Raw genomic sequence first — 21,679 nt, forward strand, 5'->3', positions numbered from 1 at the left:
CGCACCGTTCACGCACCATCCGACCAGGAAGGAAGAGACGTGACGATCACGCATGCCAACCAGGCCGAGGTTCTGGACCTCATCAGCCCCGACCTCCAGGCGCAGCTCATCGCGGACGTGCGCAAGAGCTGGCCCGTCCTCACCGACGACATGGGCAAGCGCGGCGTGAGCCAGATGGCTGCCTTCCTGGCCACCAGCGCCCGCACCACGGAGACGCTGACGCCCTCGCTGCGCGTGGACGAGTTCTGGCACCGGTTCATCCTGCGGACGCAGGACTACGCCGCGTTCTGCCGCGCACTGGGCACCGGGTTCATCCACCACGTCCCCGAGCCCGCCGGGCAGGCCGACCCGGTCAAGGGCTGTGGCGTCATGGAGCGGACCACGGCCGCAATCGCGGCGGCCGGGTTCACCATCGACGTGGAATTCTGGCCCGGAGTGGGCGCGGCGGAATGCACTCAGTGCCACGCTGGATGCACCGACAGCCCCGTGAACAAGTAGGCCCCCACAGCGAACCGGCCGGCCGCCCGGCGTCCAGCCTGGCGGCCGTGCCCGTGAACAGGAGCGGAAGAGGCGTGACGGACCCCCGCAGTGCCGCTTGGGACACGTACTCACACACCAAGCCCCAACGCCGCACGACGAACGCCAAGGGCGAGACGACGTGGTTCAACTGGACCCAGCACCCCGACCACGGCCCTGGCGCCGAAGTGCTCACGCTGAAGTCCGGGGACAGTGTGCTCGACCTGGGATGCGGGTCGGGCGGGAACCTGGCGCACCTGGCCACGCTCGGTATGCGGGCCGTGGGGATCGACCTATCGGGCGCCCAGCTCGCCAAAGCCCGTCGGCGCTGGTCGGACGTGAACGGGATGGAGCTGCATCAGGGCGACGCCCTGGCCTTCCTGGCAGCCTCCACCGCCCCCTACAACGCGATCTACTCCGTGTTCGGGGCGGCCTACTTCACTGACCCTGGCTTGACGTTGCCCGCCGTTTACGGACGTCTCGTTCCCGGCGGAGTCTTCGCCATGTCGCAGCATCCCCCCGTGGAAGGCTGCTACGGCTGCCAAGCGTCCTACATCCCGCGCGGGCCCGACGAGGACCCGGCCATCGTCAAGCGGTGGGACCACCCTCCGGAGACATGGGCCGCGATGCTGAAGGAGTACGGCTTCGAGGACGTGACCGCCACCGTCCTCCCAGCCCCGGAACACGGCAAGCGCCGAATCGGCACTCTGCTGATCCGTGGGGTGCGCGGCTCGTCGTGGGAACGGGGTCACGGAACCACTCGGACCGAAGTAACGAAGTAACGAAGTAACGGAAAAGAGCCCCGCCGTTGATGGCCGGGGCTCTTTCGTTTGGCTGATCAAGCGCCGCTGACCTGCGGAAACCCTACTAGGGAAGGTTCCTGGCCATCACGATCCGCTGGACCTGGTTCGTGCCCTCGTAAATCTGCGTGATCTTGGCGTCGCGCATCATGCGCTCCACCGGGTAGTCCCGCGTGTAGCCGTAACCGCCCAGGAGCTGGACCGCGTCCGTGGTGACCTCCATCGCCACGTCGGAGGCGAAGCACTTGGCGGCGGCGCCCTGGTAGGTGAGGTCGGCGTCGCCGCGTTCGGAGGCGGCGGCGGCCTGGTAGGTCAGGGCGCGGGCGGCCGAGATCTTCATGGCCATGTCGGCGAGCATGAACTGGATGCCCTGGAAGTCGGCGATCGGCTTGCCGAACTGCTTGCGCTCCTTGACGTAGCCCTTGGCGTAGTCGAGGGCGCCCTGGGCGATGCCGAGGGCCTGGGCGGCGATGGTGATGCGGGTGTGGTCCAGGGTCTTCATCGCCGTGGCGAAGCCGGTGCCCTCCGCGCCGATCATGCGGTCGGCGGGGATGCGGACGTTGTCGAGGTAGACCTCGCGGGTCGGGGAGCCCTTGATGCCGAGCTTCTTCTCCGGGGCGCCGAAGGAGACGCCGGGGTCGGACTTCTCGACGACGAAGGCGGAGATGCCCTTGGAGCGCTTGGACGGGTCGGTGACGGCCATCACCGTGTAGTACTCGGAGACGCCCGCGTTGGTGATCCAGCGCTTGACGCCGTTGAGGACCCAGTGGTCGCCGTCGCGGACGGCCTTGGTCTTCATGCCGGCGGCGTCGGAGCCCGCGTCCGGCTCGGACAGGCAGTACGAGAACATCGCGTCGCCCTTGGCGAGCGGGCCCAGGTACTTCTTCTTCAGCTCCTCGGAGCCGGAGAGGATCACCGGGAGCGAGCCCAGCTTGTTCACCGCCGGGATGAGGGAGGACGAGGCGCAGACGCGGGCGACCTCCTCGATGACGATGACCGTGGCGAGCGCGTCGGCGCCCGCGCCGCCGTACTCCTCCGGCACGTGCACGGCGTGCAGGTCGTTGGCGACGAGGGCGTCCAGCGCCTCCTGCGGGAAGCGGGCCTCCTCGTCCACCGCGGCGGCGTGCGGCGCGATCTTCGCCTCGGCCAGCGCGCGGACGGCGTCGCGGAGCATGTCGTGCTCCTCGGACGGGCGGTACAGGTCGAAGTCAGCCGTTCCGGCCAAGGTCTCTCACGCTCCCAAACGCTGCGATGTGGCGCCCACTACGCTAACTACCGTTAAGTAACCCAGATTTTAGAGCTCCGCCGGCGCTCGTGGATAGGTGAGCTTGACGACAGCGGGAAAGCTGCCCGGCGGGGCCCGCCCCCATGCCCCGGTTATGCTCGGGCCGCACGACTGCCGTACATCCCTGGAGCACCCATGGCCCTGAAGATCACCGTGATCGGCACCGGCTACCTCGGCGCGACGCATGCGGCGGCCATGGCCGAGCTCGGCTTCGAGGTGCTGGGGCTGGACGTGGTGCCCGAGAAGATCGAGAAGCTCCAGCGGGGCGAGGTCCCCCTGTACGAGCCCGGTCTGGAGGAGCTGCTGCGCCGGCACGTCGCCGGGATCGAGGGCTCCAGCGGGCGGCTGCGGTTCACGATGGACTTCGCCGAGGCGGCGGCCTTCGGCGACGTGCACTTCGTGTGCGTGAACACGCCGCAGAAGCACGGCGAGTACGCGTGTGACATGAGTTACGTCGATGCCGCGATCGCCTCGCTCGCGCCGCATCTGAAGGGCCCGGCGCTGGTCGTGGGCAAGTCGACCGTGCCCGTCGGTTCCGCCGACCGGCTGGCCGCCTACCTGGCCGAGCACGCGCCGGCCGGGGGCGACGCCGAGCTGGCGTGGAACCCGGAGTTCCTGCGCGAGGGCTTCGCCGTCCAGGACACGCTGCACCCGGACCGGATCGTGGTCGGGGTGCGCAGCGAGCGGGCGGAGAAGCTGCTGCGGGAGGTGTACGCCACGCCGATCGCCGAGGGCTCGCCGTTCGTGGTGACGGACTTCCCGACCGCGGAGCTGGTGAAGACGTCCGCGAACTCCTTCCTCGCCACCAAGATCTCGTTCATCAACGCGATGGCGGAGGTGTGCGAGGCCGCGGGCGGCGACGTGGCGAAGCTGGCGGAGGCCATCGGGTACGACGACCGGATCGGGAAGAAGTTCCTGCGGGCCGGGATCGGCTTCGGCGGCGGCTGCCTGCCCAAGGACATCCGGGCGTTCATGGCGCGCGCGGGCGAGCTGGGCGCCGACCAGGCGCTGACGTTCCTGCGCGAGATCGACTCGATCAACATGCGCCAGCGCGGCCAGATGGTGGAGCTGGCCCGGCAGGCGCTGGGCGGCGGTCCGTTCCTGGGCAAGCGGGTCGCGGTGCTCGGCGCCACCTTCAAGCCGGACTCGGACGACGTACGGGACTCGCCCGCGCTGAACGTGGCCGGGCAGATCCACCTCCAGGGCGGCCAGGTGACGGTGTACGACCCCAAGGGCATGGACAACGCCCGGCGGCTGTTCCCGACGCTCGGCTACGCCGGCTCGGCGCTGGAGGCGGTGCGGGGGGCCGACGTCGTGCTGCACCTGACGGAGTGGCGGGAGTTCCGCGAGCTGGACCCCGAGGCGCTCGGCGAGGCCGTGGCGGCCCGGGTCGTCCTGGACGGGCGCAACGCCCTCGACCCGGAGGTGTGGCGGCGGGCCGGGTGGACGTACCGGGCGATGGGGCGTCCCACCGCGTAGCCGGCCCCCGGCCGTGTACCGGACCAGGGGGGCGGGGGCTCTCCTTCCTCACGCCCCCTTCGCGCGGTAGCGGCGCATCTTGGCGCGCGCCCCGCACACCTGCATCGAGCACCAGCGCCCGCGTCCGGCGGGGCTGCGGTCGTAGTACGCCCAGTGGCAGTCGGCGGCCTCGCACGCCTTGAGCCGCATCCAGGTGCCGTCGGCCAGGGCCCCGGCGACGGCGGCGGCGACCCGGGAGAGCAGGGCCGGGCGGGCGGCGGCGGGGGCGAGGGCGGCGGTGCCGTCGGCCGCGTCGACCGTCACCACCAGGGGCGCGGCGGCCAGCAGGTCACCCAGCGGGGTCACCGTGCGGTGCGGCGGGTGGCCGGCGTGGGCGAGCAGGGCCGCGCGCAGCGACTCGCGCAGTTCGCGCGCCGCGGGTACGTCGCCCTCCGCGAGGCCGAACCGCGCCCGGCCCTGCGGTGTGCCGAGCGAGTCGGCGCCCGTCTCCATGTCCAGCGTGTTCACCAGGTCCTCGACCAGGGCCAGGCTTCCCGGCGCGGGCGATCTCTCACTCATGGCCGCGGCCTCGTACTCGTGTCCTCACGCTTGCGACGTATGCGACGTACTCGTGTCCTCACCCTTGCGACGTTACCGCCGAGGCGGGAGTATGGGGTAACGGTTACCGGTTACTCGTATCAGCAGGTAACCGCGGACTTCGAGGAGGAAGTCATGGCTGTCGCCGAACTGGGCGTCGTCGTCCTGGACTGTCCCGATCCCCGCGCCCTGGCCGGTTTCTACGCCGCCGTGCTGGGCGGCACGGTCACGGACCAGGGAGAGTGGGTGGAGCTGAAGCTGCCCGGCGGGCAGACCCTGGCCTTCCAGGCCGCCCCCGGCTTCGTACCGCCCAAGTGGCCCTCCCCCGACCGCTCGCAGCAGTTCCACCTGGACCTGGACGTGAAGGACCTGGACGCGGCGGAGAAGGCCGTGCTGGAGCTCGGGGCCAGGCCGCTGGACACCGGGGACCGCGCGCGGAGCTTCCGGGTTTACGCGGACCCGGCCGGGCACCCGTTCTGCCTCTGCGCCTGCTGACACCTGGCGTCCGACATCCGGAGGTTGTGCCCATGGCACCCGTCGCACGTGTCCGTTCCGTCGTCCTGGACTGTCCCGAGCCGTACGAGCTGGCCCGCTTCTACGCACAGGTCGCGGGCGGCACGCCCGTGGAGGAGAACGCCGACTGGGTGGTGCTCCAGATCCCCGGCGGGCCGCGCCTGGCCTTCCAGCGGGCGCCCGGCCTGACCCCGCCGGAGTGGCCGCGCGCGGACCGCAACGCGCAGCAGTTCCACCTGGACTTCGACGCCGGGTCCACCTGGGAGGAGATCGACGCGGCCCACGAGAAGGTGCTGGCGCTGGGCGCCCGGCCGCTGGACCTGGAGGACCGGGAGAAGAAGGACTTCCAGGTGTACGCCGATCCGGCGGGGCATCCGTTCTGCCTGTGCCGGATCGAGCATCCCTAGGAGGGACGCCGCGGTGCCGTCAGCCGTCGAGGTCGGCGATCGTCGCCGTCGACGGCTCGCGGCGCTGCTGGAAGGCGCGGGCGGTGAAGTCCGCGGTGCGCAGCACGCGCTGCACGTTCCCCCAGGTCAGCAGGGCCACGTCGGACTCCTCCCAGCCGCGCCGGAGCAGCTCGGCGATCAGGCGGGGGTAACAGGAGGCGTCGCCGAGCTCCAGCGGGTGGGCGGTGCCGGTGTCGTACGTGCCGGACAGGGCGACGGACTCGGGGCCGGCGACGGTGCGGACGTGGTCGAGGTGGTCGGCGACGTCCCGGACGGTCGGGCCGGTCTGCTCGGCGGTCAGCGGCACCATGCACAGGCCCCCGGCGGCGCCGAGCTCGACGAGCAGGTCGTCGGGGAGGTTGGCCGGGTGGGGGCGCAGGGCGCGGGCGGCGGAGCGGGTGCACACCGCGGGCGCCTTGGAGACGGCGAAGGTGCGGCGCATGGTCTGCGGGGAGGCGCCGGAGAGGTCGGCGAGGACGCCGAGCCGGTTCATCTCGCGCACGACCTCCTCGCCGAACCGGGTCAGCCCCGCCTCGCTCGCCCAGCCGGCGCCGGTCAGCGTCAGCACGCGCAGGCCGAGGGCGCGCAGGCAGCGCAGGGTGCCGAGGCTGTCGCCGAGGGCGGCGGCACCGGCGGGGCCGAGCAGGGCGGCGACGCGTCCGCAGTTGCGGGCGTCCACGGTCTGCCCGGCGTCCTCGGCCAGCCGCAGGCCCTCGGGGTGGGCCCGTACGACCGTCTTCACCAGGTCGATCTGGTCCAGGGTGGCGCCGACGGCCCGGTCCCCGTCAAGGCCCTCGGGCAGGTGCAGCGACCAGAACAGCGCGGCCACGTGGCCCTCGCGCAGCCGGGGCACGTCGGTGTCGACGGCACTCTCGCCGAGCTCCAGGTCGTACCAGGGCAACCGCCTGAGCGCCCGGGCCAGTCCGCTGTAGCCGTCGGCCACGGGGTGGGCCGCGAGCACGGCGTGGGCCCGCTCCAGCGGGGCGTCGTCCGGGTCGGAGAGGGGCGCGCGGGCCCCCGGCGCGAGGGCGTCCACCGGGAACGGCACGGGCAGGTCGTCGAGCTCGCCGGCCTCTGGGGTGGTGTGCAGGTCGTCCTGGAGGTCTGCCATGGCGGGCTCCGTACGGTCGTCGTGCAGTACTGTCACCGTCGCACGGAGCCCGGGCGGCTTCCTGATGGGTGGGGCGTTCGGGGGTACGCCGGTCAGCGGCCCCGGGCCGTGTCGATCACCTCGTCCAAAGTCTCCCGGGAGCGGAGCAGATCGGCGATCATCCGGTCGATCCGCTCCCGCTCGGCGGTCAGCTCCGTCACCAGTTTCGGCGTGGCGATCGCGGAGGGACGGCCGTCGGTGTCCCGCATGCAGGGCAGCAGCTGGGCAATCTTGCTGCTGCACAGTCCGGCGGCGAACAGCTCCTGGATGCGGACGACCCGGTCGACGGCCGCCTCCGGGTACTCGCGGTGCCCGCCGGGCGTACGCTCGGCCACGAGCAGCCCCTGCTTCTCGTAGTAGCGCAGCGAGCGCTCGCTGACGCCGGTGCGCCGGGCCAGTTCACCGATCCGCATCGTCCCCCACCCTCTCTCGCATCGTCGGGCTTGATTCTGACACCAGTGTCAAGTTCTACCGTACCGGCATGACGAACACGACGAAGCTCCTCGCCCCCGCCGCCCTCGGCCCGCTCACCCTCCCCAACCGCCTCCTGATGGCCCCGCTCACCCGCAACCGGGCCGAGGCCGACGGCACGCCGACCCCGCTGATGGCCGAGTACTACGCCCAGCGCGCCTCCGCCGGCCTGATCATCGCCGAGGCCTCGACGCCGAACGCGACCGGGCAGACGTACCCGAACATCACCGCGATCCACACCGCGCGGCACGTCGAGGGCTGGCGGCGGGTCACCGACGCGGTGCGCGAGGCCGGGGGCGGGGGGATGTTCCTCCAGCTCCAGCACGGCGGCCGGGTCGGCCACCCGGCGACCAGCGGACTGACGCCGGTGGCGCCCTCCCCCGTGCCGCTCCCCGAGACGATCTTCACGCCGGACGGGCACCGGCCGGCCGTCGTGCCCAGGGAGATGACGGCCGAGGACATCCGCACCACGATCGCCGACTTCGCACGGGCCGCCCGCAACGCGCTGGACGCCGGGTTCGAGGGCGTGGAGGTGCACTCGGCCAACGGCCACCTCCTGCACCAGTTCCTGGCCCGCAACACCAACCGCCGCACGGACGGCTACGGCGGCTCGATCGCCGGGCGGATCCGGTTCACCGCCGAGGTGACCGAGGCCGTGGCCGCCGAGATCGGGGCCGACCGGGTGGGCTTGCGGATCTCCCCCGGCAACACCGTCAACGGCATCGCGGAGGGCGAGACCGAGGAGCTCTACCCGGCGCTCGTCGAACGGCTGGGCGGGCTGGGCCTGGCCTATCTGCACCTGGTCTTCGCCGACCCGGACAGCCCGGTCTACCGGACGATCCGCGCCGGATGGCCGGGGACGCTGGTCGCCAACCCGGTGCTCCCGGAGATGTCCGTCCCCGCGATCGAGGAGGCGTCCGCCCGGCTGCTGGACGCCGGGGCCGACCTGATCGCCCTCGGCCGGCCCTTCCTCGCCAACCCCGACCTGGTGACCCGGCTGCGCCTGGGCGCCCCCCTGAACCAGGTGCGGGACCGGTACCTGATGTACGTGGGCGGGGCGGACGGCTACACCGACTACCCCACCCTCGCCGAAGCCGAGGCCGGAGCCGGAGCTGCCGCTCAGCCGTCCAGCGAATCGATCGTCGCGTTGGAGGGGGCCCGCGTCGCCTGAAGGTCCCGGGCCACGTCCTCCGCCGCGCCCAGCACCCGCACCGCGTTCTTCCAGGTCAGCTTGGCCAGGTCGGCCTTGGACCAGCCGCGGTCCAGCAGCTCGGCGATCAGGTTCGGGTAACCGGAGACGTCGTCGAGGCCGTCGGGGGTGAAGGCCGTGCCGTCGTAGTCGCCACCGATGCCGAGGTGGTCGACGCCCGCGACCTCGCGCATGTGGTCGAGGTGGTCGGCGACCGTGGCGACCGTGGCGACCGGGCGCGGGACGCGCTCCTCGAAGGCGCGGTGCACCTTCATCGCCTCGGGGCTGGTGTCCAGGTGGTGGAAGCCGTGCGCGCGCATGTTCTCGTCGGCCGCGGCCGTCCAGTCCACGGCCGCCTGGAGCACGAACTTCGGCACGAACGTCACCATCGCCACGCCGCCGTTGGCGGGCAGCCGCTCCAGGACGTCGTCGGGGATGTTGCGCGGGTGGTCGCACACGGCCCGCGCGGACGAGTGCGAGAAGATCACCGGCGCGGTGGAGGTGTCCAGCGCGTCCCGCATCGTCGTCGCCGCGACGTGCGAGAGGTCGACCAGCATGCCGAGGCGGTTCATCTCGCGGACCACCTCGCGGCCGAAGGCCGACAGGCCGCCGACGCCCGGCTCGTCGGTCGCCGAGTCCGCCCACGCCACATTGTCGTTGTGGGTGAGGGTCATGTAGCGCACACCGAGCGCGTACAGCGCGCGCAGGGTGGCGAGCGAGTTCGCGATCGAGTGGCCGCCCTCGGCGCCCATGAGGGAGGCGATACGGCCCTCCGCGCGCGCCGCCTCCATGTCCGCGGCCGTGTACGCGGCGCGCAGATCGCGGGGGTGGCGGTCGAGCAGCTGCCGTACGCAGTCGATCTGCTCCAGCGTCGCCGGGACCGCGTCGGGCAGGTCGGAGCGCACGTACACCGACCAGTACTGCGCGCCGACCCCGCCCGCGCGCAGGCGGGGGAGGTCGGTGTGCAGGTGGGCGGACTGGTCGGCGGCGATGTCGCGGGCGGCCAGGTCGTACCGCACCTGCTCGCGCAGCGCCCAGGGCAGGTCGTTGTGGCCGTCGACGACCGGGAACTCCCGCAGGAGCTCCCGGGCCTCCGCCGGCGAGGTCGTCGTCGCCATCGCCGTCACTTCCCGAAGCCGAAGCCGGACCCGGCTCCCTGGGCCTTGGACCGCAGACGGCGGCCCTTCTCGGTGGCCTGGTCGTTCAGGTCCTGCTGGAACTCGCGCATCCGGGCGAGCAGCTCCTCGTCGTGCGCGGCGAGCATGCGGGCGGCGAGGAGACCGGCGTTGCGGGCACCGCCCACGGAGACGGTCGCGACGGGCACGCCGGCCGGCATCTGCACGATCGACAGCAGGGAGTCCATGCCGTCCAGGTACTTCAGCGGCACGGGCACGCCGATGACCGGCAGCGGGGTGACGGAGGCGAGCATGCCGGGCAGGTGGGCGGCGCCGCCCGCACCGGCGATGATCACCTTCAGGCCGCGGTCGGCCGCCTGCTCGCCGTACGCGATCATCTCGCGCGGCATGCGGTGCGCGGAGACGACGTCCACCTCGTAGGCGATCTCGAACTCGTCGAGGGCCTTGGCGGCGGCCTCCATCACGGGCCAGTCGGAGTCCGACCCCATGACGATGCCGGCAACGGGGCTGCTCATTCGGTGATCGTGCCTCTCAGGTAGCCGGCTGCGTGACGGGCGCGCTCCAGCACGTCGTCCAGGTCGTCGCCGTAGGTGTTGACGTGGCCCACCTTGCGGCCGGGCTTCACGTCCTTGCCGTACATGTGGATCTTGAGCTGGGGGTCGCGGGCCATGCAGTGCAGGTACGCGGAGTACATGTCCGGGTAGTCGCCGCCGAGGACGTTGACCATGACCGTCCACGGGGCGCGCGGGCGCGGGTCGCCGAGCGGGAGGTCGAGCACGGCCCGGACGTGGTTGGCGAACTGGGAGGTGATCGCGCCGTCCATCGACCAGTGGCCGGAATTGTGCGGTCGCATCGCCAGCTCGTTGACGAGGATCCGCCCGTCGCGGGTCTGGAACAGCTCGACGGCGAGGTGGCCGACGACGCCCAGCTCCTTGGCGATGTTCAGCGCCATCTCCTCGGCCTGGAGGGCGAGGTCCGGGTCCAGGTCGGGCGCGGGGGCGATGACCGTGTCGCAGACGCCGTTCACCTGGCGGGACTCGACCACCGGGTACGCCACGGCCTGGCCGTGCGGGGAGCGCACGACGTTGGCGGCGAGCTCGCGGACGAAGTCGACCTTCTCCTCCGCGAGGACGGGGACGCCGGCGCGGAAGGGCTCGGCGGCCTCCTCGACGGAGTCGACCACCCACACGCCCTTGCCGTCATAGCCGCCGCGGACCGTCTTCAGGACGACGGGGAAGCCGTCGCCCTCGGCGCCCTCGGGCAGGCCCTCGCGGGCGAAGGCGGCCACGTCGGCCGGGTCGCTGACGATGCGGTGCCGCGGGCAGGGCACGCCGATCGCGTCGAGCTTGGCCCGCATCACGCCCTTGTCCTGGGCGTGCACGAGCGCGTCCGGGCCCGGCCGGACGGGGATGCCGTCCGCCTCCAGGGCACGGAGGTGCTCGGTCGGGACGTGCTCGTGATCGAAGGTGATCACGTCGCAGCCGCGGGCGAACGCGCGCAGGGTCTCCAGATCGCGATAGTCGCCGACGACGACATCGTTCACGACCTGGGCCGCGGAGTCCTGAGGAGTGTCACTGAGGAGCTTGAACCTGATGCCCAGCGGGATGCCCGCCTCGTGTGTCATACGAGCGAGCTGGCCCCCGCCGACCATGCCGACTACCGGGAACGTCACACCCCTAGCGTATCGGCCACACGACGGCACCGGTCTCCCGGCCGGTTCGCCCCCTTCTGCGGGGGCTCCGGCCCTCGTCCGCAGGAAGATCACGGGTGGGGGTGGTTAGCATGGCTGGGTTGACGCCAACCGATGGACGGGGGCCTGCACGACCATGGGACGTGGTTCCTCGGGGCATCCCCCGACGCTCCCGGCAGCACCCCGCGGGCCGGTGCGGCAGCGCGTCGACCGGCTCGTGCGCGAGGCCGTCAAGTTCGGCGCGGTGGGCGGGGCGGGGCTGCTCGTCAATCTGCTCGTGTTCAACCTGGTCCGGCACACGACCGACCTCCAGGTGGTCCGGGCGAGCGTCGTCGCGACCGTCGTCGCGATCGTCTTCAACTACATCGGCTTCCGCTACTTCACGTACCGGGACCGCGACAAGAGCGGCCGTACGAAGGAGATGACGCTGTTCCTGCTGTTCAGCGCGGCCGGGCTCGTGATCGAGAACGGCGTGCTGTACACGGCGACGTACGGCTTCGGCTGGGACAGCCCGCTGCAGAGCAACGTCTTCAAGTTCCTCGGCATCGGCATCGCCACGCTCTTCCGCTTCTGGTCGTACCGCACCTGGGTCTTCCGCGCCCTGCCCGCCCGGGAGGCGGTGGCCCGCGCGGAATCGTTCCTGGAGCACGAGCACCCGACGGCGGCCCGTCCGGGTGACGGCCCCGCCGGCGGTCCCTCCGACGGCCGACCCGCCGGGGCGAGCCGGGTGGGTGCGGGGCGCAGGCCGTAGGGCACGGGGCGCGTAGGCCGCAGATCGCGTAGGCCGCAGATCGCGGGGTCAGCGGACCGTCTGGGCCGCGTCCGACTTCTTCGGGGGCGGTGTGCGGGACAGGAACAGGCCGAAGACCGCCGGCTTGGCCTGGAGGAGCTCCAGGCGGCCGCCGTCGGCCTCCGCCAGGTCGCGGGCGACCGCCAGGCCGATGCCCGTCGAGTTCCGGCCGCTGATCGTGCGCTCGAAGATGCGGGCGCCGAGGTCGGCGGGGACGCCCGGGCCCTCGTCCGTCACCTCCACGACCGCCTGGTTGCCCGTCACCCGGGTGCGCAGCGCCACCGTGCCGCCGCCGTGCATGAGGGAGTTCTCGATCAGCGCGGCCAGCACCTGCGCCACCGCGCCGGGCGTGCCCACGGCCTCCATGTGCCGCTTGCCGGAGGAGACGATGGCGCGGCCCGCGCTGCGGTAGGCGGGGCGCCACTCGGCGATCTGCTGCTGGATGACGTCGTCGAGGTCGAAGGTGACCGCGGAGCCGTTGCGCGGGTCGCGGGAGTTGGTCAGCAGCCGCTCCACCACGTCCGTCAGCCGCTCCACCTGCGACAGCGCGATCGTCGCCTCCTCCTTCACCGTCTCCGGGTCGTCGGTGAGGGTGATCTCCTCCAGCCGCATCGACAGCGCCGTCAGTGGCGTGCGCAGCTGGTGGGAGGCGTCGGCGGCCAGGCGCCGCTCGGCGGTCAGCATGCGGGCGATGCGCTCGGCGGAGGCGTCCAGCACGTCCGCGACCCGGTCCAGCTCCGGGACGCCGTACCGCTTGTGCCGCGGGCGCGGGTCGCCGGAGCCGAGGCGTTCGGCGGTCTCGGCGAGGTCGGTGAGAGGGGAGGCGAGGCGGTTGGCCTGGCGCACGGCCAGCAGCACCGCCGCGACCACCGCGAGCAGCGCCACCAGCCCGATGATGAGCAGGGTCCGGCCGACCTCCCGGGTCACCGAGGAGCGCGGCTCCTCGACGACGACCGTCTCGCCCTCCTCGCCGGTGGCCCTGCCGCGGATGACCTCGCCGTCCGGCTTGTCGCCGACCTCGATGACCGGCTTGCCCGGGATGCGGATGGCGGCGTACCGGTTGTCCGCGACCTGCCGGCGGAGGATGTCCACGTCCACCCGTCCGGTGCCGAGGAGCCGGCTGTCCACGATGCTGGCCAGCCGGGCCGCCTCCAGGTCGACCCGTTCCTGGGCGGTGCTGCTGATCGTCCGGGTCTCGACGATGACGAGGGAGACGCCGAAGACGGCGATCACGACGAGCACCACGGCGAGCGTGGACTGGATCAGTCGGCGGCGCATGTCCTCTTACCCGGTGGGAGCCCGGAGGGCTCGGTCCTCGGAGCCGGAGAGCCCGGTTCCCGGAGCCCGCCGGGGCTCGCCCGCCGGACCTCGGTTCCGGAGCCCTCCGGGGCTCAGTTCTTCTCGAAGCGGAAGCCCACGCCACGCACGGTCGCGATGTACCGGGGGTTGGCCGCGTCGTCGCCCAGCTTCTTGCGCAGCCAGGAGATGTGCATGTCGAGGGTCTTGGTCGACGACCACCACGTGGTGTCCCAGACCTCCCGCATCAGCTGGTCGCGGGTGACGACCCGGCCGGCGTCGCGCACCAGCACCCGCAGCAGGTCGAACTCCTTCGCGGTGAGCTGGAGCTCCTCGTCGCCCATCCAGGCCCGGTGCGACTCGACGTCGATACGGACGCCGTGCGTGGCGGGCGGCTGCTGCGGCTCGGCGGAACCGCGCCGCAGCAGGGCCCGGACGCGGGCGAGCAGCTCGGCGAGGCGGAAGGGCTTGGTGACGTAGTCGTCGGCGCCCGCGTCCAGGCCGACGACGGTGTCCACCTCGTCGGCGCGCGCGGTCAGGATGAGGATGGGCACGGTGTGGCCCTCGGCGCGCAGCCGGCGGGCGACCTCCAGGCCGTCCATGCCGGGCAGGCCCAGGTCCAGTACGACCAGGTCCACGCCGCCCTGCATCCCGGCGTCGAGCGCGGCGGGTCCGTCCTCACGCACCTCGACCTCGTACCCTTCCCGGCGCAGTGCGCGGGCCAGCGGCTCCGAGATGGACGCGTCGTCCTCGGCGAGCAGTACACGGGTCATGAGGTGATGGTAGTCCGCTCGGACCAACGGCCGAGGTGAGATGCGAAGGGCCGTTTCCCGCCTTCGGACATGCCGGGCAATCCGGTCCCGCCGCCCGCCCGTCGCTCCCGGCACCCTCGGTGCGGCCCTGCGGGTGTGGGATGCCATCCTGGTGAACACCTTGGAAAGGGCGCCCATGGTTCCAGGATCACCTGTGATCCATGTCTCAAGTCCTTCCATACCGGGCGGTGTCCTGCCGTATGGTGAACCAACGCCTGTAGCACCACGGGGACCTTTGGCGGCCATTTGACGCTGAAGGTCTCTTTTGTGTGCGGGCTGGTCCGAGACCAGCCTGACAAGGAATGACCTGTGGCCGGGCCTCACCGCGCAGCGACGCGCACCGAGGCGTGGATCCCGGTGGTCACCGTCCGCCGCTCCGTGATCCGGGGCGGGCACCCCGTGGGCGTGGGGTGGACGGCCCCGCCGCCGGTGCCGGCTTCCCCCACCGGGCGCGCATCGCCTACTGAGCGCGTCCCGACCAGCAAGGAACGACCATGGCGTCCAGCCTGACGAAGGACTCGGTCCGTCCGGGCACCCCCGGTTCCGAGAAGACCTTCTTCGGCCACCCCCGGGGACTGGCCACCCTCTTCATGACCGAGATGTGGGAGCGCTTCAGCTTCTACGGCATGAGGGCCTTGCTCGTCGTCTACCTGCTCTCCGGCGGCCCTGACGCCAAGGAAGGCAGCATGGGCGGCGGGCTCGGCATGGATCTCGCCACCACGACCGCGATCTACTCGGTCTACCTGTCGATGGTGTACCTGCTCGCCATGCCCGGCGGCTGGCTCGGTGACCGGATCTGGGGTCCCCGCAAGACGGTGGCCGTCGCCGCCGTCACGATCATGGCGGGTCACGTCGTGCTCGCGCTGCCCGGTGGCCAGGCTCCCTTCTTCGCCGGTCTCGCGCTGGTCGCGCTCGGCTCCGGCCTGCTGAAGGCCAACATCTCCACCATGGTCGGCCACCTCTACGACGGCCCGGACGACCCGCGCCGCGACGGTGGCTTCACCATCTTCTACATGGGCATCAACATGGGTGCCTTCTTCGCGCCGCTGATCATCGGCACGGTCGGCCAGAAGGTGAACTGGCACCTCGGCTTCGGCCTGGCCGCCGTGGGCATGGCGATCGGCCTCGCGGCCTTCCTGATCGGCACCCGCAACCTCAGCCCGGAGAGCAGCGTCGTTCCCAAGCCGCTGGCGGCCGAGGAGCGCGCCGCCTGGCTGCGCAAGGGCCTGATCTGGCTGGCCGTCGCGGTCGTCTTCTACGGCATCGTCGGCTTCACCGGCCACTTCACCCTGAACTGGGCGATGATCCCGCTGACCGTGCTCGGCCTGATCATCCCGGCGGGCGTCCTGCTGCGCATCAAGCGCGACAAGGAGCTGTCGGACGTCGAGCAGTCGAAGATGACCGGCTACATCTGGTTCTTCGTCGCCGCCGCCGTCTTCTGGATGATCTACGACCAGGGCGGTTCCACGGTCCAGGCGTTCGGTGAGACGAAGGCCGCCGACTCGCTGCTCGGCTTCACCTTCCCCTCCTCCTGGTACCAGTCGCTGAACCCGGTGTTCATCATGGCGCTGGCCCCGGTCTTCGCCTGGTTCTGGCTGTGGCTGAACCGCAAGGGCAAGGAGCCGAGCACGGTCGCGAAGTTCGCCGCCGCCCTGTTCATCATCGGCGTGTCGTTCTTCTTCTTCCTGCTGCCGATGGGCATGGCCGACGGTGACACGCTGGTCAGCCCGATGTGGCTGGTGGGCATCTACCTGATCCAGACCACCGGTGAGCTGTGCCTCTCCCCGGTCGGCCTGTCGGTGACCACGAAGATGGCCCCGGCGAAGTACGCCAGCCAGATGATGGGCGTGTGGTTCCTCGCGGTCACGGCGGGCGACTCGGTCACGAGCCTGCTCTCCAACCCGGCCGTCGCCGGGGTCGACCTCAGCGGCAAGGGCATGGTCGCCGTGGAGGCGGTCCTCGCCGCCCTCGCGGGCATCGCGATCTACATGTACCGCAGGAAGGTCAAGTCGCTCATGGGCGACGTGCACTGACGCCGGGAGACGGCGGAACACCGCGAACACGACGAGAAGGGCCGCGCACCCGAGGGTGCGCGGCCCTTCCGCGTCTTCCGGGCCGTACCGCGCGCTACGGGGCGGACGGTGCGGGGCGGGTGTACGGGGCGGGTGTACGAAGCGGGTGTACGGGGCGGGTGGCGGGTGTACGGGGCGGGTGTACGAAGCGTGTACGAGGCGGGTGTACGGGGCCGGCGGTTACGCCGGTGCGCCCAGCTCCGCCCAGACCCTCTTGCCGGCGACGCCCGGAGTCCGTACGACCCCCCAGTCCAGGCACAGCCGCTGCACGATGAACATGCCGTGGCCGCCGGGGCGTCCCGCGCGGTGCGGGGTGCGGGGGGCCGGCTGGCCGGTGCCCCGGTCGGAGACCTCCAGCCGGATCACCTTCCGGTCGCAGCTGATCCACAGCTCGTCCGGCCCCTCGGCGTGCAGGCAGGCGTTGGTGACCAGCTCGGACACGACGAGCAGGACGTCCTCCGCGGCGGCCCGCTGGTCGGCGGTGGCGGCGGGCAGCCAGCCCCACGCGTACAGCGCCTGGCGGGTGAAGTCGCGGGCGAGCGGTACGACACCGCTCTCGCCGTCGAAGCTCAGTCTGCGGACCTGGCGGCCGGCCGGTTCCGGCGGCCCGGCCGCGTCCCCGGCGGCCGCCGGGGTCTCCGCCGCAGCCGCCGCGGCCTCCGTCGCACGCCCCGTGGGCTCCTCGGTCACGGGCATGCCCCCCTCGGGCACCCCGGAAGCGCCGCTGGGCTCCGGACCGCGGTCGCCCGGCGAGTAGGGCCGGGTGGTGCTCATCAGCGCTTCACCTCACCGATTCACCAGTTCACGTTTCAACGTCGTACTTCGAAGTCGTGCACATTCAGTTGCGCGGCACAACGGTGTCCGTCCCCGGCACCCCGCACCCCGACGGCCGACAGGTTCAGGTTGTCTCCTGCCCGAGCGGACCGGCGGAACACCCCTGTCCCGGCGGGAAACCGGGCACCGGGCGAAATCGCCGGTCACGGAGCCGCTCAAGGGCCGCCGTCGCCGCCGTGGGGCAGCCGCTCAGCCGGACTCGCCGGCCAAGGCGGCCTCCAGCGTGTCATGGACCGTGAAGACGGCGTCCGCCCCCGTGATCTCGAACACGCGTGCCACGACCGGCTGCATCCCCACCAGGTGCACGCCACCCCCCGCCGCCTCCGCCTTCAACCGCGCGCCCAGCAGGACGTTGAGCCCCGTGGAGTCGCAGAACTCCAGGCGCGAGCAGTCGACGACCAGCCGGCCGAAACCCTTGGCGAGGCAGTCCTCCAGCGGCTCACGCAACAGGTCTGCGGTGTGGTGATCCAGCTCACCCGCCGGGGTCACGACGGCACTGAGGCCCTCTTCCCGCACCTCCACCAGAAGCCGGCCCGACTGTGCGCTGCCGACTGTCCCGCGGTCCATGCCGTCTCTCTCTCCCGACGTCGTGACTGCTTGCTGACGCCCCTGAACACTACGCCCTCCCCGCGCCCTCCAACACCCGAACAACCGCACACAAACGGACATATGCGCACAGAACACACTTGCGGTGGGCTCGGTAAAGCAGGTAGGGCTAGTAAGACACGTACCCGACACGGCCGGCTTTGGAGGCGCCGCACACCGCAGTGCACGCAACTGGCTTCGGCAGCCGCATGCCGAGAACGATGGAGGACATCATGTCACCCCGGCTCGACGGATCGCGTACCCGTGAAGCGACGTCGACACTCCCTCCGGAACATCTGGATCCCATCGAGCAGCAGGACGCAGGTGCCGCGCACGGCGGCGCACTCGCCGGGCTCCCGGACATCCCCGCGTACGACGAGGTGGCCCCGGCGGACGCCCGGGCACTGTCCAAGACCCTCTTCGAGCGGCTGGAGTCGCTGGAGGAAGGCACCCACGAATACGCGTACGTCCGCAACACGCTCGTCGAACTCAACCTCGCCCTCGTCAAGTTCGCCGCCTCCCGTTTCCGCTCGCGCAGCGAGCCGATGGAGGACATCATCCAGGTCGGCACCATCGGCCTGATCAAGGCGATCGACCGTTTCGAGCTCTCCCGCGGCGTCGAGTTCCCGACTTTCGCGATGCCGACCATCATCGGCGAGATCAAGCGGTTCTTCCGCGACACCTCGTGGTCCGTGCGGGTGCCGCGCCGCCTCCAGGAACTCCGGCTCGACCTGGCCAAGGCCGGTGACGAACTGGCCCAGCAGCTCGACCGCTCCCCGACCGTGGCCGAGCTGGCCGAGCGTCTCGGCATCTCCGGCGAAGAGGTCGTCGAGGGCATGGCGGCCTCGAACGCGTACACCGCCTCCTCACTGGACGCCCAGCCGGAGGAGGACGACACCGAGGGCACGCTCGCGGACCGGATCGGCTACGAGGACCACGGGCTCGAAGGCATCGAGTACGTCGAGTCGCTGAAGCCGCTGATCGCCGAACTCCCCTCCCGGGACCGGAAGATCCTCTCCCTGCGTTTCGTCGCCGGCATGACCCAGTCGGAGATCGGCGAGGAGCTCGGCATCTCCCAGATGCACGTCTCCCGGCTGCTGTCGCGCACGCTGGTGCGGCTGCGCAAGGGGCTGACGGTCGAGGAGTGACGACCGGTCGCCGACCGACCGCCGCACGGTCCGCCGTGCCGGGCTCGCGGTCGGCGCCCCGTCGGCGCCGGATGTCCGCACGGACACCGGGCGTCCACCGGGCGCCGACCGCGGATCGGTTACTCACACAGCCGGTTGGCTGCGGCCGACGATGGCGGAAATCGCGAGCGCGGGATGTGCGCCGGCACGGCCGGATCGCGGCACATCGGATTTCAGTGGAAAGCCGTCACGGCTTTCCGATGTCCACCACCCATACCCCTGTGCCGTCATAGGCCTCGGGTGAGGCGGTCAGAATCTGCCCCTCGACCGTGTCGGAGGCAGCGGCGTAGACCGCGTGCCCGAAGGGCCAGTCCAGTCCGGCGGACACCAGTTGTTCGACCGCGGCAGTGCCTGCGAAGTCGAGCGGCAGGAACTCCAGCCCCGGCAAGGCTCCGACATGTGCCGCCACACCAGGGCGCTCCAGGCCGGCTGCGACGAGGCACAGGGCGGGGACATGCGCTCGCCGGGCCGGATCGTCGACCTCCACGACGGCCAGTCCGGAGAGCAGCCGGTGCCCCCGGCACAGGGCGAGGGTCGCGGTGTGATCCAGAATGATCACCTGCGACTCCCCACTTGACCGGCGGCAATCGCCGCCCGCCACTCCTGCGCCTCCCGCACGTCGTCCTCACTGAAGTCTTCCCGCAGGTGGGCGCGCACATATGCCACAGCCCGCGCCGTTCGCTCGGCCCGCTCGGCCTCGGTGGGCGTGGCTGCGACTGGTGCGCTCGAAGCCGGCCTTGCCGAAGATCGCCGTCACCACGAACGAACGCAGTGTCGACAGGGTCATCCATGCGCGGTCAGTGGCCTTCAGCTGCCGCTGCCGTACCGCAACCAGTTCCTCCAACGGGATCGACTCGCCCGACTGGGTATCCACAACGGTCATCTTCGCCAGCAGGGCGTTGGTGATCTGAGTCGCCTTGTTCAGCGAGTCGGACGCCAGGGCCACGTTCTTGTTCGGGATGACGCCGAGCAGATTGCGGTCGTGGAAGATCTGCCGGGCCGAGCTCAACCCGATGCTGTGGTAGATCTCCACGCCGACGGTCCGCCCGTTGACCTGCTGCGTGGTCACGCCGTAGGCGGCGGGGTCGTCCAGGAGCAGGAAGTGCGCCAGGTGCTGAGTCTCCGCATCGACAAGTACTCCTGTCATCGAGTACGGCAGGTAGACCAGGTGGTCGACACCGAACGGGCTCCTTGCCTTGACCGTGGTCAACCGCTCCTCGGTCCACAGCGCAAAGGGCGGAGTCGCCCAGTGCTCACCGCGCTCACCACGCATGACCGTCGCCAGATAGCGAGCGTAGTCCCTGGCGTTCTCCGCCTTCTTCGTGGACTTGATCGCCCGCTGCACCGCCCCCCGCACCTCGGCCTGTCGCTGCACTTCGGGTGACAGAGCCTTGAGCACCCGGGCATTCTCGGAGAGCCGGGGATCGGGCACGATCTGCCGCAGCTTGCCCCAGGGCATGCCGGCCAGGAGCCGAGTAGGGCTCAACTGCAGGACTCGCAGCGGTTCACCGAGCCCCGGATCGATCTCCTCCACATACTCCGCAGCCAGTTGCTCGGTCACAGCCTGCCCCTCTCCGCTCAACCGGCGTCGGGAACCGGCCGACGCGCAAGCCTTAAGCGTAATCAGCGTGTGTCAACTGCGGGGGCACGTTGAACAACTGCGGGGTTCAGCTGCTCACGCGAGTCCCTCTCCGCCAGACCGTGCTGACCAGCGGGACACCCGGCCGATAGGCCAGGTGGACGTGGCTCGGGGCGTCGAGGAGGGTCAGGTCGGCGTAGGCGCCGGGTGTGAGGCGGCCGATGTCGGTGCGGCGCAGGGCCGCCGCGCCGCCCGCCGTGGCCGACCACACCGCCTCGTCCGGTGTCATCCCCATGTCCCGCACCGCCAGCGCGATGCAGAAGGGGACGGAGGAGGTGAAGGACGAGCCGGGGTTGCAGTCGGTGGACAGGGCGACCGTGACGCCGGCGTCGATCAGGCGGCGGGCGTCGGGCCACTGGGCGCGGGTGGAGAACTCGGCGCCGGGGAGCAGGGTGGCGACGGTGCGGCTGTTCGCCAGGGCGTCGACGTCCGCGTCGGTGAGGTGGGTGCAGTGGTCGGCGCTGGCCGCGTCGAGTTCGACGGCGAGCTGCACGCCGGGGCCGTGGGAGAGCTGGTTGGCGTGGATGCGGGGGTGCAGTCCCCTGGCCTTGCCCGCCGTGAGGACGGCGCGGGCCTGGTCGCCGTCGAAGGCGCCCTTCTCGCAGAACACGTCGATCCAGCGGGCGTGCGGGGCGCAGGCGTCGAGCATCTCGCCGGTGACGAGGTCGACGTAGGCGGCCGGGTCGTCGGCGTAGTCGGGGGAGACGATGTGGGCGCCGAGGTAGGTGACCTCGTCGGTGTGGCGGGCGGCGAGGCGCAGGGCGCGGGACTCGTCGGCGACGGTGAGGCCGTAACCGGACTTGGTCTCGAAGGTGGTGGTGCCCTGGCGGAGGGCCTCGGCGAGGTAACGGGTGAGGTTGGCCTCCAGTTCCGCGTCGGTCGCGGCGCGGGTGGCGGCGACGGTGGTGCGGATGCCGCCCGCGCTGTAGGGGCGGCCGGACATGCGGGCGTTGAACTCCTCGGTGCGGTCGCCCGCGAAGACCAGGTGGGAGTGGGAGTCGACGAAGCCGGGCAGGACCGCCCGGCCGCCGGCGTCGACGTGATTGTCAGTGGCGGGTGCTTTGCTTGATTCACCGGTCCACGCGATGCGGTCGCCGTCGATGACGACGGCCGCGTCCCGGACCAGGCCGAGGGGGGAGTCGTCGCCGAGGGAGGGGTCGTTGGTGACGAGCGTGGCGATGTTGGTGATGGCGGTGCTGCTCATGGCGTCCTC

General features: G+C 71.4%; 23 protein-coding genes. 9 read left to right on the plus strand and 14 right to left on the minus strand.

Features of this window, described 5'->3' with window-relative positions; all coding sequences use genetic code 11:
• Positions 1-39: 39 nt before the first annotated feature.
• Both ABZ340_RS16180 and ABZ340_RS16185 read left to right on the plus strand, forming a co-directional pair.
• Positions 40-498, plus strand: a complete 459-nt coding sequence (locus tag ABZ340_RS16180) for a hypothetical protein (RefSeq protein ID WP_358782415.1) — start codon at positions 40-42, stop codon at positions 496-498.
• A 74-nt stretch (positions 499-572) separates the two neighbouring features.
• On the plus strand, positions 573-1,298 hold the full coding sequence (locus ABZ340_RS16185) for a class I SAM-dependent methyltransferase (protein ID WP_358782416.1): 726 nt from the start codon (positions 573-575) through the stop codon (positions 1,296-1,298).
• Positions 1,299-1,383: 85 nt separating this feature from the next.
• On the opposite strand, the gene ABZ340_RS16190 is transcribed toward ABZ340_RS16185, so the two are convergent.
• The gene (locus tag ABZ340_RS16190) at positions 1,384-2,541 is read right to left on the minus strand and encodes an acyl-CoA dehydrogenase (protein WP_358782417.1); all 1,158 of its coding nucleotides are present in this window, start codon (positions 2,539-2,541) and stop codon (positions 1,384-1,386) included.
• 195 nt (positions 2,542-2,736) lie between these two features.
• On the opposite strand from ABZ340_RS16190, the gene ABZ340_RS16195 reads away from it, so the two are divergent.
• Complete coding sequence (locus ABZ340_RS16195; RefSeq protein WP_358782418.1) at positions 2,737-4,080, plus strand: UDP-glucose/GDP-mannose dehydrogenase family protein; 1,344 nt, start codon at positions 2,737-2,739, stop codon at positions 4,078-4,080.
• A 48-nt stretch (positions 4,081-4,128) separates the two neighbouring features.
• On the opposite strand, the gene ABZ340_RS16200 is transcribed toward ABZ340_RS16195, so the two are convergent.
• Entirely contained in the window at positions 4,129-4,638 is a 510-nt protein-coding gene (locus ABZ340_RS16200; protein ID WP_358782419.1) for a CGNR zinc finger domain-containing protein, read from the minus strand.
• A gap of 153 nt (positions 4,639-4,791) precedes the next feature.
• On the opposite strand from ABZ340_RS16200, the gene ABZ340_RS16205 reads away from it, so the two are divergent.
• Together ABZ340_RS16205 and ABZ340_RS16210 are read left to right on the plus strand one after the other, a co-directional pair.
• Positions 4,792-5,151, plus strand: coding sequence for a VOC family protein (locus ABZ340_RS16205; protein ID WP_358782420.1), 360 nt, complete (start codon positions 4,792-4,794; stop codon positions 5,149-5,151).
• 32 nt (positions 5,152-5,183) lie between these two features.
• The gene (locus ABZ340_RS16210; RefSeq protein WP_358782421.1) at positions 5,184-5,576 is read left to right on the plus strand and encodes a VOC family protein; all 393 of its coding nucleotides are present in this window, start codon (positions 5,184-5,186) and stop codon (positions 5,574-5,576) included.
• Positions 5,577-5,595: 19 nt separating this feature from the next.
• On the opposite strand, the gene ABZ340_RS16215 is transcribed toward ABZ340_RS16210, so the two are convergent.
• Both ABZ340_RS16215 and ABZ340_RS16220 read right to left on the minus strand, forming a co-directional pair.
• A complete protein-coding gene (locus ABZ340_RS16215) occupies positions 5,596-6,726 on the minus strand; it encodes a dipeptidase (protein ID WP_358782422.1) in 1,131 nt (376 codons plus the stop codon).
• A gap of 92 nt (positions 6,727-6,818) precedes the next feature.
• Positions 6,819-7,178, minus strand: coding sequence for a MerR family transcriptional regulator (locus tag ABZ340_RS16220; protein WP_358782423.1), 360 nt, complete (start codon positions 7,176-7,178; stop codon positions 6,819-6,821).
• A 68-nt stretch (positions 7,179-7,246) separates the two neighbouring features.
• Here ABZ340_RS16220 and ABZ340_RS16225 point away from each other — a divergent pair, with 68 nt between their 5' ends.
• Positions 7,247-8,407 (plus strand): alkene reductase, encoded by a 1,161-nt coding sequence (locus ABZ340_RS16225; RefSeq protein ID WP_358782424.1) that lies wholly within the window; start codon positions 7,247-7,249, stop codon positions 8,405-8,407.
• Here ABZ340_RS16225 and ABZ340_RS16230 read toward each other — a convergent pair.
• The 3 genes from ABZ340_RS16230 to ABZ340_RS16240 are packed head-to-tail and all read right to left on the minus strand — an operon-like array spanning position 8,356 to position 11,233.
• Positions 8,356-9,543 carry a dipeptidase gene (locus ABZ340_RS16230; RefSeq protein WP_358782425.1) on the minus strand — a complete coding sequence of 396 codons (1,188 nt, stop codon included), beginning with the start codon at positions 9,541-9,543 and terminating at the stop codon, positions 8,356-8,358. The two genes, ABZ340_RS16225 and ABZ340_RS16230, sit on opposite strands and share 52 nt — an antisense overlap.
• Positions 9,544-9,548: 5 nt before the next feature.
• The gene (gene purE, locus ABZ340_RS16235; protein WP_358782426.1) at positions 9,549-10,076 is read right to left on the minus strand and encodes a 5-(carboxyamino)imidazole ribonucleotide mutase; all 528 of its coding nucleotides are present in this window, start codon (positions 10,074-10,076) and stop codon (positions 9,549-9,551) included.
• The gene (locus ABZ340_RS16240) at positions 10,073-11,233 is read right to left on the minus strand and encodes a 5-(carboxyamino)imidazole ribonucleotide synthase (RefSeq protein ID WP_358782427.1); all 1,161 of its coding nucleotides are present in this window, start codon (positions 11,231-11,233) and stop codon (positions 10,073-10,075) included. The genes purE and ABZ340_RS16240 overlap by 4 nt, the downstream gene beginning before the upstream one ends.
• A gap of 154 nt (positions 11,234-11,387) precedes the next feature.
• On the opposite strand from ABZ340_RS16240, the gene ABZ340_RS16245 reads away from it, so the two are divergent.
• Complete coding sequence (locus ABZ340_RS16245) at positions 11,388-12,002, plus strand: GtrA family protein (protein WP_358782428.1); 615 nt, start codon at positions 11,388-11,390, stop codon at positions 12,000-12,002.
• A 48-nt stretch (positions 12,003-12,050) separates the two neighbouring features.
• Here ABZ340_RS16245 and ABZ340_RS16250 read toward each other — a convergent pair whose 3' ends face one another.
• On the minus strand, positions 12,051-13,319 hold the full coding sequence (locus ABZ340_RS16250) for an ATP-binding protein (RefSeq protein ID WP_358782429.1): 1,269 nt from the start codon (positions 13,317-13,319) through the stop codon (positions 12,051-12,053).
• 113 nt (positions 13,320-13,432) lie between these two features.
• On the minus strand, positions 13,433-14,110 hold the full coding sequence (locus tag ABZ340_RS16255) for a response regulator transcription factor (RefSeq protein ID WP_358782430.1): 678 nt from the start codon (positions 14,108-14,110) through the stop codon (positions 13,433-13,435).
• Between the two features lie 533 nt (positions 14,111-14,643).
• On the opposite strand from ABZ340_RS16255, the gene ABZ340_RS16260 reads away from it, so the two are divergent.
• Positions 14,644-16,182: an oligopeptide:H+ symporter gene (locus ABZ340_RS16260; protein ID WP_358782431.1), complete on the plus strand. Its 1,539-nt coding sequence runs from the start codon at positions 14,644-14,646 to the stop codon at positions 16,180-16,182.
• 219 nt (positions 16,183-16,401) lie between these two features.
• Here ABZ340_RS16260 and ABZ340_RS16265 read toward each other — a convergent pair whose 3' ends face one another.
• Complete coding sequence (locus ABZ340_RS16265) at positions 16,402-16,995, minus strand: ATP-binding protein (protein ID WP_358782432.1); 594 nt, start codon at positions 16,993-16,995, stop codon at positions 16,402-16,404.
• Between the two features lie 249 nt (positions 16,996-17,244).
• The gene (locus ABZ340_RS16270) at positions 17,245-17,622 is read right to left on the minus strand and encodes an STAS domain-containing protein (protein ID WP_358782433.1); all 378 of its coding nucleotides are present in this window, start codon (positions 17,620-17,622) and stop codon (positions 17,245-17,247) included.
• Positions 17,623-17,861: 239 nt separating this feature from the next.
• On the opposite strand from ABZ340_RS16270, the gene ABZ340_RS16275 reads away from it, so the two are divergent.
• On the plus strand, positions 17,862-18,788 hold the full coding sequence (locus ABZ340_RS16275; RefSeq protein ID WP_358782475.1) for an RNA polymerase sigma factor SigF: 927 nt from the start codon (positions 17,862-17,864) through the stop codon (positions 18,786-18,788).
• Positions 18,789-19,014: 226 nt separating this feature from the next.
• Here ABZ340_RS16275 and ABZ340_RS16280 read toward each other — a convergent pair whose 3' ends face one another.
• The 3 genes from ABZ340_RS16280 to hutI all read right to left on the minus strand — a co-directional run bounded on the left by ABZ340_RS16280 (position 19,015) and on the right by hutI (position 21,670).
• Complete coding sequence (locus ABZ340_RS16280) at positions 19,015-19,386, minus strand: hypothetical protein (RefSeq protein ID WP_358782434.1); 372 nt, start codon at positions 19,384-19,386, stop codon at positions 19,015-19,017.
• Between the two features lie 66 nt (positions 19,387-19,452).
• Positions 19,453-20,388, minus strand: coding sequence for a hypothetical protein (locus ABZ340_RS16285; RefSeq protein ID WP_358782435.1), 936 nt, complete (start codon positions 20,386-20,388; stop codon positions 19,453-19,455).
• A gap of 106 nt (positions 20,389-20,494) precedes the next feature.
• Positions 20,495-21,670 carry an imidazolonepropionase gene (gene hutI, locus ABZ340_RS16290; protein ID WP_358782436.1) on the minus strand — a complete coding sequence of 392 codons (1,176 nt, stop codon included), beginning with the start codon at positions 21,668-21,670 and terminating at the stop codon, positions 20,495-20,497.
• Positions 21,671-21,679: the final 9 nt, after the last annotated feature.

This window comes from Streptomyces sp. NPDC006134 (assembly GCF_040628835.1).
Lineage (GTDB): Bacteria > Actinomycetota > Actinomycetes > Streptomycetales > Streptomycetaceae > Streptomyces.